Consider the following 12,715-nt stretch of genomic DNA (forward strand, 5'->3'; position numbering starts at 1 on the left):
GAGCATTTATCCAGCGTGCTGGTGCTGCAAGAAGAAACGCAGCATTTCCTGAGTGGCATCGGGGCCTTTAGGGTCGGTATAGCTGCCCTTAGCGCTGCCCCCTGACCAGGCATGGCCCGCGCCGTGAATGCGCCACTGCTCCATGTGAGATTTACCCTTCTCGTTGTGGTGTGTGGTACGCGTATAGGAGTGGCCATTCGCCACTTTTCCCTGCTCCACCGCCGCTCCTGCTTGGCGCGATTGACGGTACTGAGCGGCCACGCGTTCCGCATTGCTGGGGTGCACGGTGGTGTCACGATCTCCATGGAAGATAATCACGGGCACATCCGATGCCCAACGAGTATCTTTCGCTTTACCACCACCCAGAGGCCCGGAGCCTCCTTGCATAGCGCTTAACGCATCGGGAAGACTTTGGGCAACGCCGTGGGGTAGCCCGGAGTGCACGCCGACCGCCGCAAACAGGTCTGGGTAGGTCATCGCCAGGGTAGTTGCCATGGCCGCGCCTGCAGAAAGCCCAGCCACATAGACGCGCGTTTCATCTAGCCCGTGGGTATCGATGATCTGGCGGGCCATGGCGGCAATGATGGTGGGCTCTCCCCCTTCACGTTGCTGGTCTTCGGCCTTGAACCAGTTCCAGCATTTCGAGCTGTTCGCGGTCATCGGCTGAGCGGGATAGAGCACACAGCACAGCTGCTCTTCGGCTAGCCGGTTCATCTCGGTTCCGGCAGCGAAATCATCAGGGTTCTGCGTGCAGCCATGCAGCATCACTACCAGCGGCAGCGCCTGCCCATGATAGTCGCTAGGGATATACAGTTTGTAATCACGCGACCCCACAGGGTGGGTAAACCGACCGGCAGTAAACGCGCCTGGCTGCGGTTTCTCGCTGGGGCTCGGCGCTTGCTCAGCTTGCGCCATGCCACCTCGATACTTCATCCACTTATCGCGCCATGCTGCAGGCATCTGAATATCACCGGGCGAGAATGTTCCCGTTGGCGACTCAGAAGGCTCGGGCTTCGATACGGTGGCTTCTTCATCAATGACCTCGCAGGTCCCGTCAAACGTATCGCCTTGCTGATAACTGCTGTGCTGATAATCGCTTTGCTGATAAGAGTTATCCGGCGCTTCTGCGCTTTTAACGTCGGGACTGCCGCCCTGGAGAATCGCCATGGCCTCTTGTAGTTTTCCCGCGCGGGTGAGCCGCGTTGCTTCTTCCATTCGCTTCGTCATCGTGGCATCGATCATTTTCAATATCCTTATTCAATGATGGCGTGGTCAGCGCTTTTTGAGTGAGACGTTCAGTGGATGCGATCTGCCAGAGCGGTTTTCACCGCTTTGCTGGCATGAAGTGCGCCCAACACCACCACGGACTCGATGCTGGCAAGGGCCAGCTCAGGCGTCACGTCGTCGGCAATACTGGCCATGCCCAGCACCTGAATTTGCAACGTTTCCCCCGCTGACTGCAGCGCCTCTAGATCCGCACGGCTGTAATGCTCAAGGCCCAACACAAACGCTTTACGGCTTACGGTCTCTTTGACGACCTCGGCATGGGTCGCTAACTGATTACGAATAGCGGTGCGAATCAAATCAGTCCGGTTGGAGTAAAAACCTTCTTGAACCAGCAGGTCGATCTGCCCCAGATCAACCACCCCCAGGTTAATGGTGATCTTTTCACTGGAATCACCGCCCTTACGGCGTAGCTCATGCACGCTCATGTGTCCTTCCTCGTAGTGCTCAATCATCAATCGGCTGGTGGATGTTGGTGGATGTGAGGCTTCTGAAACCGTGCCGCCAACGTAAGCACGTTACAAATATCAGCACGTCACCATCCTAAGACATCTATTTGGAATCCATATACCATCCATATAGATGGTATATTAGCCTAGCTCGGCAAACAGTCAACTAATACGCACAAGAGAACGACCATCGGCAACCAAGCCGATAGCTGGCAATGGGGGGTGAAGAGTGGAATGGGATGAAATAGAAAGCTGGAAGCGGTTCGCAGGAAATAAACAGCGCCGGCTCAATTGTCGCCGAATTGACTTATTTCTATCCTAAGGTGATTCGATGACACTCATGTGGCTCGGAGGTTACCTTGCACATCGCCGATGTGACTATGTTTCACGCCCCGGCAAGCGGCGGCGTTCGCACCTATTTACAGGCCAAGCATCGCGTCGTCTCGCGCACTCCCAACCTCCGTACCAGCCTGCTGGTGCCAGGGGCTGAGCGTGATAGTTTGGGCGACCACCACACGCTACCAGCGCTGCACCTGCCCCTTGGGCAAGGCTATCGATTCCCGCTGCGCCGCCGCCCTTGGCGTGATGCCTTGGTAGACCTCTCCCCCACGTTAATCGAAGCAGGCGACCCTTACGTTACCGCTTGGGCAGCGCTGGAGGCTGGCCAGCGCTTGGGCGTGCCGGTGGGTGGGTTTCTATCACTCCGATTTACCCCACTTGATGGGCGACCGTTTTGGCCGCCATGTTCGCCAACGGCTAATTCGCTACGTGGTGGACCTGTACCAGCGCTTTGATAGCGTGCTGGCTCCCTGCCATGCGATGGCCAACCGACTCACCGAGTGGGGCGTGCCCAACGTGCGCGTGCAGTCGTTAGGAGTTGATTTAGAGCAGTTTCACCCTTCACGGCGCGACCCCGGCTTCCGTACGGCCATGGGTATTCCTGCGGATAAAAAGCTGCTGATTTTCGTCGGCCGTTTCTCGCGAGAAAAGAATATCGACGTACTACTCGCCACCATGCGGGCGCTTGGCAGCGACTACCACCTGCTGCTAATGGGGCCGGGCATGCCGACTCAAGTGCCTAGCAATGTCACGGTGGTCAACCGCTGCTGCGGTAGCCATGAAGTGGCCCGCGCGCTTGCCAGTAGCGATGCGCTGCTGCATGCGGGCACCCGCGAAACCTTTGGGCTGGTGGCCCAGGAAGCGATGGCCAGCGGCCTGCCGGTGATTGGCGCGCGGGCAGGCGCGCTGATCGAGAACGTACCGCTGGGTGCAGGCGTGCTCTGCCAGCCGCTGGACCCGGACGCGATGGCGGACGCCTGCTCCGCGCTGTTTAGCAACGATATTGCCGCCAGCGGACGCTACGCGCGCCATTTTGTTGAGCGCCAGTTTAGCTGGGATAACGTCATTGGCTCGCTGCTGACGCACTATGTCGACCTCTGTGGACTCGAACAGCTCGATGCCCGTGTCGTCCGTCGCTAAACCTCAACGGCTGCTGCGCTTTCGTCCGCTACACGGCGTTCTACTGCTGGCTGCCCTGGTAGCGCCACTGGTGCTCACATCGCTTGCAGGGGGCAGCAAAGCGTTTGAGCATGTGGCGCAGTTTCCCATTGGCCTACTGGTTCTGATGATCGCCATGGCGGCGCTATGCTGGAATTTAAACGCCGCCCGGCTGCGCCTGATGCTAAACGGCCGCGCTGGCCAGCTTGGGCAGCGCAGCGCGCTGGGCATCGAGCTGGCGGCGAAGTGCGCGCTCTGCGCAACGCCAGGCGGTAGCGGCGGCCCGGCCACTCTGCTGTTATTACTTGCCCAGCGGGGATTTTCGCCCTCAAAAGGCACCGCCGTGTTTCTCATCGACCAGGGGTGCGACCTGCTGTTCTTTCTGCTGATGCTGAGCGGTTTGGTGGCGATGTCGGTTTTCGGGGATGCCCAGTGGCCACACCAGGGGCTGGTACAGCTCTCGTTACTGGGATTGGCGCTGTTAGCGGTGGGCGTCTCGCTGATGATGGGGTACTTACCCAAGCTGCTGCGTACTCAACGCCAGTGGCTAGCCTGGATACGCCCTAGCCGCAGGCGCTGGCTGGTTAGGCGACTGTTACGCTGTCGCCATGCGCTGCGTATGACGCTGGCGCTACCCAAAGCCACGTTGGCAGCGATGCTGGCACTCAACGACCCTACACTGGCTGCTGCGCTACAGCTTGCTGTACCTAGCGGTGATTGGCATCGGGGGGCATGCCGACTGGCTCTGGACGTTTTTAACTCAGATGCTAGCTATGGCCGCCAGCCAATTCAGCTTTCTCCCTGGCGGCGCAGGGGCGGCTGAAGTGGGGGTGGGAAGCCTGTTGCTGCCCTTGATGGGCCGGGAGCAGGCCGCTGCCGCCGTGCTGGTTTGGCGGCTGATTAGCTACCACTTGTATCTTGCCGCTGGCGCGCCGCTGCTACTGCTCTACAGCGCGCGTATGCTGCGTCAGCGCTAGCCGCCTCACCGCTTTACTTAACCTCCTCAAACGCAAAAAGGGCACCCGAAGGTGCCCTTTTCAGCGTCACGAAAAAAGTGCGCGGCTTACCAGCCGGTTACTTCTTTCAGCGCGTCGCCAATTTGCGCCAAAGAACGAACGGTTTTCACACCGGCGTCTTCAAGAGCCGCAAATTTCTCATCGGCAGTACCTTTACCGCCAGAGATGATGGCGCCCGCGTGGCCCATACGCTTGCCAGGAGGTGCAGTGACACCGGCAATGTAGGAAACCACCGGCTTAGAAACGTTGGCTTTGATGTAAGCCGCGGCTTCTTCTTCGGCGGTGCCGCCGATTTCGCCGATCATCACGATCGCTTCGGTTTTCGGGTCCTTCTCGAACATCTCCAAGATGTCGATGAAGTTAGAACCCGGAATCCGGTCGCCGCCGATACCGACACAGGTAGACTGACCGAAACCGTGGTCAGTGGTCTGCTTAACGGCTTCGTAAGTCAGGGTACCAGAGCGGGAAACGATACCTACGCGGCCCGGCTGGTGGATGTGACCCGGCATGATACCGATTTTGCACTCACCGGGAGTGATCACGCCCGGGCAGTTCGGGCCGATCAGGCGTACGCCCAGCTCGTCGCATTTTACTTTTGCGTCGAGCATATCGAGGGTCGCGATGCCTTCGGTGATGCACACGATCAGCTTGATGCCAGCGTTCGCAGCTTCAAGGATCGAGTCTTTGCAGAACGGTGCCGGTACGTAGATCACGCTGGCTTCTGCGCCGGTTTTCTCGACCGCTTCTTTCACGGTGTTGAAAACAGGCAGGCCCAGGTGCGTCTGGCCGCCTTTGCCCGGCGTAACACCACCGACCATTTGCGTGCCATAGGCAATCGCCTGCTCGGAGTGGAACGTGCCCTGGCCACCGGTGAAACCTTGGCAGATGACCTTGGTGTTCTTATCGATCAGGATGCTCATTACTTGCCCTACGCTGGTTTTACAACCTGCTGAGCCGCGTCGGTCAGACTGGTAGCAGCGATGATGTTCAGACCGCTAGACGCCAGTTTTTCAGCGCCCAATTCAGCGTTGTTACCTTCCAGGCGAACGACCACCGGGACGTTAACGCCCACTTGCTCAACGGCACCGATGATGCCTTCAGCAATCATGTCGCAACGAACGATGCCGCCGAAGATGTTCACCAGAACAGCTTTCACGTTGTCGTCAGACAGGATGATCTTGAACGCTTCTGCGACGCGCTCTTTGGTCGCGCCGCCGCCAACGTCCAGGAAGTTAGCGGGTTTGCCGCCACTCAGGTTGACGATGTCCATGGTGCCCATAGCCAGGCCTGCGCCGTTCACCATGCAACCAATGTTACCGTCGAGGGCGACGTAGTTAAGTTCCCACTTCGCCGCGTCGGCTTCACGCTGATCTTCCTGGGAAGGATCGCGCATGGCCTGCAGGTCCGGGTGACGGTACAGGGCGTTGCTATCCAGGCCCAGTTTGGCATCCAAGCAGTGCAGGTTGCCTTCGTCAGTGATGACCAGCGGGTTGATCTCAAGAAGTGCCAGATCTTTGTCGTGGAACAGCTTAGACAGACCCAGGAAAATCTTGGTGAACTGCTTCACCTGATCGCCTTCCAGACCCAGCGCAAAGGCCAGCTCGCGAGCTTGGTAGGGCTGTGCGCCGACCAGCGGATCGATTTCAGCTTTGAGGATCTTTTCCGGCGTCTCTTCGGCGACGGTTTCAATCTCAACACCGCCTTCGGTAGAGGCCATGAAGACCACACGGCGGGTAGTACGGTCAACAACCGCACCCAGGTAGAGCTCGTCTGCGATGTTGGTGCAGGTCTCTACCAGAATTTTAGCAACCGGCTGACCTTTTTCGTCAGTCTGGTAAGTCACCAGGTTTTTACCCAGCCACTGCTCGGCGAAGGTTTTAGCTTCTGCCGGGTCTTTAATCAGCTTAACGCCGCCCGCTTTACCGCGGCCACCAGCGTGAACCTGGGTTTTAACCACCCACATGTCACCGCCGATTTTTTTGCACGCTTCTACTGCTTCTTCGGGAGTGTCCACGGCAAAGCCTTTGGACACTGGCAGACCATAATCAGCAAACAGCTGTTTGCCTTGATACTCGTGAAGGTTCATCGATTCATGCCATTGGTTGCATGTGACTCGAACGATGATCAGTTGACTTAACAGCGTATCTGTACCGCCCTGACCATCCCCGTACTTTCAGTTTCCTACAAGCTACCGCGCAGGGCTGAAAGTGTTGCGCCACCTGACGGTGGCGCTTGGTTGTTGCTTAGCGAATTCCTTACGCTTCTTACGGTTTGCCATATGAATCGCATGGCCTTCTACCGCAAGTGCCGCTTCGTGCACGGCTTCCGACATGGTCGGGTGCGCGTAGCAGGTCAGTGCGAGGTCTTCAGCGCTAGGGCCGAATTCCATCGCGATCACGCCCTTGGGCGATCATTTCACCCGCGTGCTGACCCACGATGTGCATGCCGAGGATACGGTCAGTTTCCGCATCGGCAATGATCTTGGCGCTGCCTTCGGTGGCGTTGTTCGCCATGGCACGACCACTGGCCGCGAACGGGAAGCTGCCGGTTTTGACTTCCATGCCTTTAGCTTTGGCATCTTGCTCAGTCATACCCACCCACGCCACTTCCGGGAAGGTGTAAATCACGTTCGGAATGGTGTCGTAGTTCATCTCGGCTTTGTGGCCAGCGATGATGTCCGCCACCATGATGCCTTCTTAAGACGCTTTGTGCGCCAGCATCGGACCGCGTACACAGTCACCGATGGCGTAAACGCCCGGCACGTTGGTGCGGCACTGGTCGTCAACGAAGATAAAGCCACGCTCGCCCAGCTCAACGCCACACCGTCAGCGATCACGCCTTTGGTGTAGGGGCGACGGCCAACACAAACGATTAGCTTGTCGAAGGTCATTTCCTGTTCGCCGTTGGCATCGGTGTACTTGACGACGACTTCTTCGCCTTTTGACTCCGAACCGGTCACACGAGCGCCCAGTTTAATGTCCAGACCCTGCTTCTTGAGCAGCTTCTGGGTTTCTTTGGCAATCGCGGTGTCGACCATCGGCAGGAAGGAGTCCATCGCTTCCAGAACGGTCACTTCAGAACCTAAACGGTTCCAAACGCTGCCCAGCTCAAGGCCGATAACACCGGCACCGATAACGCCAAGACGCTTCGGCGTTTCCTGGAATTCCAGTGCGCCGGTAGAGTCAACAATAAGGCCTTCGGTCAGCGGGGTTGGCGGAATTTCCACCGGTACAGAGCCTGCCGCGATGACGATGTTGTCGGCGTCGTAAGTGGTGGTGTTGCCGTCGAGGTCGGTCACCTCAACCTGCTTGCCAGACACCACTTTACCGGTACCTTCGATGGCGGTAACGCCGTTGGCCTTGAACAGGCCAGAGATGCCGCCGGTCAAGTTCTTAACGATCTTGTCCTTGCGAGCCATCATCTTTTTGACGTCCATGGTGACGTCGCGGGCATAGATACCCATATCATCGAAATCGTGCTTGGCTTCGACGAACTTATTCGAGGCTTCAAGCAACGCTTTGGATGGGATACAGCCAACGTTCAAACACGTACCGCCGTGAACGACATTGCCTTCTTTACCAATCCATTTTTCAACACAGGCGGCTTTCAGGCCCAGCTGCGCAGCGCGAATAGCCGCTACGTAGCCACCAGGTCCTGCACCGATAACGATCACATCAAACTTGTCAGCCATGTTGGCTCCTTTAGCTTGGTTGCCTCCCCCCGTTTGGATCTAAACCAGGCAGGAGGCAAAGTGCGATTGCATAGAACGTTACATTAACAGCGAAGGCGGATCAGCGCGCTTCGTTATACGTCCAGCAGCAAGCGAGCCGGGTCTTCCAGCAGCTCTTTAATAGTTACCAGGAATCTTCCCGCATCTTTACCATCAATCATGCGGTGGTCGTAGGAAAGCGCCAGATACATCATCGGGCGAATCTCGACCTTACCATTCACCGCCATAGGACGATCCTGAATCTTGTGCATGCCCAGGATAGCGGTTTGCGGCGGGTTGATAATCGGCGTGGACATCAGGGAGCCGAACGTACCACCGGTGGTAATCGTGAAAGTACCGCCGATCATGTCGTCCATGCCCAGCTTACCGTCACGGCCGCGTTTGCCGAAATCGACAATGGTGCGCTCAACGTCAGCAATTTTCATGCTGTCGGTGTCACGCAGAACGGGTACGCCCAAGCCACGGTCGGTGGATACCGCAACACCGATATCTTGGTAACCGTGGTAGACGATATCGGTACCGTCGATAGAGGCATTCACGTCCGGGAAGCGCTTGAGCGCTTCAGAAGCTGCTTTTACAAAGAAGACCATAAAGCCCAGTTTAATGTCGTGGGTCTTTTGGAAAGTCTCTTTGTACTGAGCACGCAGGGCCATGATTTCAGTCATGTCCACTTCGTTGTACGTGGTCAGCATGGCAGCGGTTTGCTGTGCCTGCACCAAGCGCTTAGCGATGGTTTGACGCAGACGGGTCATCGGTACGCGCTTCTCTTCACGCTCACCCTGAACTGCCGGTGCTGCTGCGGCTTTGGCCGGTGCAGAAGACTTGGCCGCTTTCTTAGCAGACCCGTCTTTCACTGCTTTCTGAACATCTTCTTTCAGAATGCGACCGCCTTTGCCGGTGCTTTCGATTCTGGAAACATCCAGATCGTGCTCAGCCACCATTTTACGTGCCGCCGGTGCGAGGATTTTGTCACCGACTTTCTCATCGGCACCTTCATCGTCGCTGCTGGTATCGGCGGCTGCGGGCGCAGAATCACCGCCGCTTTCGCCACCAGCACCTTCAGCAAAGATCGCCAGAACCGCTTCCGATTCTACTTGGCTGCCTTCTTCGGCTTTAATTTCAGCCAGAGCGCCGTCAGCAGGGGCAACAACTTCCAGCACGACTTTGTCGGTTTCGATGTCGGCCAGCACTTCATCGCGCTTAACCGCTTCGCCTACTTTCTTGTGCCAAGTGGCAACGGTGCCTTCCTGGATAGACTCAGGGAAGCTAGGCGCTTTTACATCGTGCTTTTTACCGTCGCCAGCAGGCTTGGACTCTGCTTTTGATTCGGTTTTTTCAGCGCTATCGTTGCTAGAAGAGCTCTTTTCAGAAGAACTCTCTTCTTTGCTGCTAGACGCGCTGGCATCGCCAATTTTGCCCAAGATTTGCTCAGACTCAACGGTATCGCCCTCTTCTGCCATCACGTCGTTCAGGGTACCCGCTTCCGGTGCGACGACTTCGAGCACCACTTTATCGGTTTCGATTTCAACAATCAGCTCGTCACGCTCGACGCTGTCGCCCGGCTTTTTATGCCACGCAGCTACAGTGCCTTCGGCAACGGATTCCGGAAAGGTTGGCGCTTTGATATCAATAGCCATGTCGTTTCCCTTATATGTTCTCTAAATCCGGTGGGCGCTTATAGGTTAAAAGCGTCTTCCACCAGCTGGCGCTGCTGTTCAGTGTGGACGGACATGTAGCCCGCTGCCGGAGCAGCCGAGGCGGGACGCCCTGCGAATTTCAACTCACGTCCTAGGCCGTCTTTCAACATATCGGCCACGGCACGCATGTGGTGCTGACTGGAGTACCAGGCGCCCTGGTTCAGCGGCTCTTCCTGACACCACACGATGTCTTCCACATTGGCATACGCCTGGAGCACTTCCAGAAGCTCTTCTTTCGGGAAGGGGTAGAGCTGCTCTAGACGAATAATCGCCGTATCGTCACGCTCGTTCTCAGCGCGCCAGTTAGCCAAGTCGTAGTAGACCTTACCAGCACACATCACCACGCGAGTCACTTTGTCGGCAGCGAGGTTCGCTTGGTCCGGCAGTACCATATGGAACTTGCCGTGGGCGAGATCTTCCAGGCTCGACACTGCTTCTTTGTGGCGCAGCAGCGATTTCGGCGACATCACCACCAGCGGCTTGCGCAGCGGACGGATGACCTGACGACGCAGCAGATGATAAATCTGCGCGGGCGTGGTCGGTACGCACACCTGCATATTGTGCTCGGCGCACAGCTGCAAGAAGCGCTCTAAACGGGCAGAGGAGTGCTCAGGACCCTGGCCTTCATAGCCATGTGGCAGCAGCATGGTTAAACCACACAGACGGCCCCACTTGGTCTCACCCGAGGAGATAAACTGATCCAACCACCACCTGGGCGCCGTTGAAGAAGTCACCAAACTGCGCTTCCCAAATAACCAAGTCATTCGGGGCGGTGGTCGAGTAACCATACTCAAACGCCAATACGGCTTCTTCTGATAGGAAGGAGTCGTGAATGGTGAAACGTGGCTGGCCGTCAGACATGTTCTGCAGCGGCACGTAGGTGGAGCCATCTTTTTGGTTGTGCACCACCGCATGGCGGTGAGAGAACGTACCGCGACCCACGTCCTGACCGGTAATCCGGATCGGATGGCCTTGATCCAACAGCGTGGCGTAGGCCAGCGTTTCTGCAAAGCCCCAGTTGAGCCCCATACCGCCCGCCTGCATTTTGCGACGGTCTTCATAGATCTTGGCAACTTGGCGCTGAACATCGACACCGTCGGGAATGTCGCACATCTTCGCGGCTAACTGCTGAAGGCGCTTCATATCGAAGGTGGTATCGGCATCGCCGGTCCACTCGTGGCCAAGATAAGGAGCCCAGTCCACAAACAGAGAGGTGTTGGGTTCCTTGTACCAACGCATTGGCAACGTGGTTACCTGCCACAAGATCATCGCGGTAGGTTTCAATCATCGCCTTGGCGTCTTCTTCAGAGATGACGCCCTGCTCTACCAAACGCTGCGCGTACAGGGTACGCGAGGAAGCGTGGTCTTTAATTTTGGCGTACATCATCGGCTGGGTGCCTGACGGCTCGTCAGCCTCGTTGTGGCCACGGCGGCGATAGCACACCAGGTCAATCACAACGTCTTTCTTAAACTGCTGGCGGTAATCCAGCGCCACTTGGGTCGCGTGGATCACTGCATCAGGATCATCGCCGTTGACATGGAAAATCGGCGCCTGAACCATTTTAGCAATGTCAGTACAGTATTCCGTGGAGCGTGCATCCAAGGGGTTAGAGGTCGTAAAGCCCACTTGGTTGTTGATGACGATATGCACCGTGCCGCCCGTTTTATAGGCACGGGTTTGAGACATCTGGAATGTCTCCATCACCACGCCCTGGCCGGCGAAAGCGGCATCACCATGGACGTTAATGGGCAGTACTTTACTGCCTTCGTCGTCGTTACGGCGGTCTTGGCGGGCGCGTACCGAGCCCTCTACCACCGGCGCGACGATTTCCAGGTGCGACGGGTTGAACGACATGGCCAGGTGAACTTCGCCACCCGGTGACATTACGTTCGAGCTGAAGCCCTGGTGATATTTCACGTCGCCGGAGCCGCGTTCAATGACTTTCTTGCCATCGAACTCGTCGATCAAGTCCGCTGGGTTTTTACCCAGAATGTTGACCAGCAGGTTTAAACGGCCACGGTGAGCCATCCCGATCACGACTTCTTTGGTACCGTAACCGCCCGCGCGCTGAATCAGCTCGTCCATCATCGGCACGAACGACTCACCGCCTTCCAGACCGAAACGCTTGGTACCCGGGTACTTAGATGCCAGGTAGTTTTCCAAACCTTCCGCCGCAGTCAACCGCTCCAGCACGTGCTTACGCACGTCATCGCTGAACTTAGGCGCACTACGTACCGACTCAAACCGACGCTGTAGCCAGCGTTTCTCTTCGGTATCAACGATGTGCATGATCTCGCAACCGATGGAGCGACAGTAGGTCTGCTCCAACGCATCAACGATGTCACGCAGCGGCGCTTTATCAATACCTAGAAAAAACGAACCGGTTTGGAACTCAGTGTCGAGATCAGCTTTAGTGAGCTGATGGAACGACAGGTCGAGATCGGGGACGGGGGTGGGATTACGCAGCCCAAGCGGGTCGATATTGGCCTTTTGATGGCCACGGAAGCGATAAGCGTTGATCAGTTGCAGGACTTTGACCTGCTTTTTGTTCTCACCGCTGTCGGAGGCGGCGACTACCCGGCCTGGGCGGCTTTCACGGCCCAGCTGGTAGAACTGATCACGAATGGGGCTTAGTGGAACATCGTGGGAGGCACTGCCTTCAGAACGCGGCAGCTGATCAAAATAGCTGCGCCACTCGTCTGAGACAGAATCAGGATCGGCGAGGTACTGCTCGTAAAGCGCTTCCACGTAGTGGACATTGCCACCACTAACGTGAGAGGAACGCCACATCAACTCCATTATGCCTTGTTGCATCTCTCGGTCACCCTGCACTGATGGGGTGGTATCGGCATCGCTGCATGCTAGCAACGACATCGCTATTGCCCTGCCGGCGGGGCGGGACGTTTGCCGGCGGCGCCGACCGGAGGCCGGAAGCCCTTATTCATACACGTATTTGCGACGCGATTCACACTCAGTTCATGCTCAAAAGCCGGTACTTAAAGCACCGGCTTTTAAACTTGACTGGTCATGGTGCGACGCGT

At 57.0% G+C, this 12,715-nt stretch carries 6 protein-coding genes and 4 pseudogenes; 3 read left to right on the forward strand and 7 right to left on the reverse strand.

From position 1 onward, the window contains the following. Nucleotides 1-6: 6 nt before the first annotated feature. Entirely contained in the window at nt 7-1,242 is a 1,236-nt protein-coding gene (locus B4967_RS17475; RefSeq protein WP_083026617.1) for an extracellular catalytic domain type 1 short-chain-length polyhydroxyalkanoate depolymerase, read from the reverse strand. Between the two features lie 53 nt (nt 1,243-1,295). Next, complete coding sequence (locus B4967_RS17480; RefSeq protein WP_083026618.1) at nt 1,296-1,712, reverse strand: CopG family transcriptional regulator; 417 nt, start codon at nt 1,710-1,712, stop codon at nt 1,296-1,298. A 380-nt stretch (nt 1,713-2,092) separates the two neighbouring features. Between B4967_RS17480 and B4967_RS17485 the strand changes: the two are divergent. The 3 genes and pseudogenes from B4967_RS17485 (at nt 2,093) to B4967_RS20575 (ending at nt 4,207) form a co-directional block, all read left to right on the forward strand. Next, nucleotides 2,093-3,212: pseudogene (locus B4967_RS17485) on the forward strand (glycosyltransferase family 4 protein). Further along, nucleotides 3,190-3,765: pseudogene (locus tag B4967_RS20570) on the forward strand (lysylphosphatidylglycerol synthase domain-containing protein); the annotation flags it as partial. The pseudogenes B4967_RS17485 and B4967_RS20570, both read left to right, overlap by 23 nt. A 151-nt stretch (nt 3,766-3,916) precedes the next feature. After that, complete coding sequence (locus B4967_RS20575; RefSeq protein ID WP_422821866.1) at nt 3,917-4,207, forward strand: flippase-like domain-containing protein; 291 nt, start codon at nt 3,917-3,919, stop codon at nt 4,205-4,207. Between the two features lie 86 nt (nt 4,208-4,293). Here B4967_RS20575 and sucD read toward each other — a convergent pair whose 3' ends face one another. From sucD to B4967_RS17515, 5 genes and pseudogenes are all read right to left on the reverse strand, one after another. Beyond that, nucleotides 4,294-5,166 carry a succinate--CoA ligase subunit alpha gene (gene sucD, locus B4967_RS17495; RefSeq protein ID WP_083026620.1) on the reverse strand — a complete coding sequence of 291 codons (873 nt, stop codon included), beginning with the start codon at nt 5,164-5,166 and terminating at the stop codon, nt 4,294-4,296. Nucleotides 5,167-5,174: 8 nt separating this feature from the next. Then, nucleotides 5,175-6,332, reverse strand: a complete 1,158-nt coding sequence (gene sucC / locus B4967_RS17500) for an ADP-forming succinate--CoA ligase subunit beta (RefSeq protein ID WP_083026621.1) — start codon at nt 6,330-6,332, stop codon at nt 5,175-5,177. 168 nt (nt 6,333-6,500) lie between these two features. Further along, nucleotides 6,501-7,937 (reverse strand): annotated as a pseudogene (gene lpdA, locus B4967_RS17505) (dihydrolipoyl dehydrogenase); the annotation flags it as partial. Between the two features lie 113 nt (nt 7,938-8,050). Further along, a complete protein-coding gene (gene odhB / locus B4967_RS17510) occupies nt 8,051-9,613 on the reverse strand; it encodes a 2-oxoglutarate dehydrogenase complex dihydrolipoyllysine-residue succinyltransferase (protein ID WP_083026623.1) in 1,563 nt (520 codons plus the stop codon). Nucleotides 9,614-9,651: 38 nt separating this feature from the next. Further along, nucleotides 9,652-12,488 (reverse strand): annotated as a pseudogene (locus B4967_RS17515) (2-oxoglutarate dehydrogenase E1 component). Between the last annotated feature and the right edge of the window lie 227 nt (nt 12,489-12,715).

The sequence above is a fragment of the Vreelandella lionensis genome (assembly GCF_002087295.1).
Classification (GTDB): Bacteria; Pseudomonadota; Gammaproteobacteria; order Pseudomonadales; family Halomonadaceae; genus Vreelandella; species Vreelandella lionensis.

What these genes read in the sequence shown, in the direction of transcription:
- B4967_RS17475 (WP_083026617.1), bottom strand. Translation starts at nt 1,242, where the DNA reads ATGATCGATGCCACGATGACGAAGCGAATGGAAGAAGCAACGCGGCTC.
- odhB (WP_083026623.1), bottom strand. Translation starts at nt 9,613, where the DNA reads ATGGCTATTGATATCAAAGCGCCAACCTTTCCGGAATCCGTTGCCGAA.
- B4967_RS17480 (WP_083026618.1), bottom strand. Translation starts at nt 1,712, where the DNA reads ATGAGCGTGCATGAGCTACGCCGTAAGGGCGGTGATTCCAGTGAAAAG.
- sucC (WP_083026621.1), bottom strand. Translation starts at nt 6,332, where the DNA reads ATGAACCTTCACGAGTATCAAGGCAAACAGCTGTTTGCTGATTATGGT.
- sucD (WP_083026620.1), bottom strand. Translation starts at nt 5,166, where the DNA reads ATGAGCATCCTGATCGATAAGAACACCAAGGTCATCTGCCAAGGTTTC.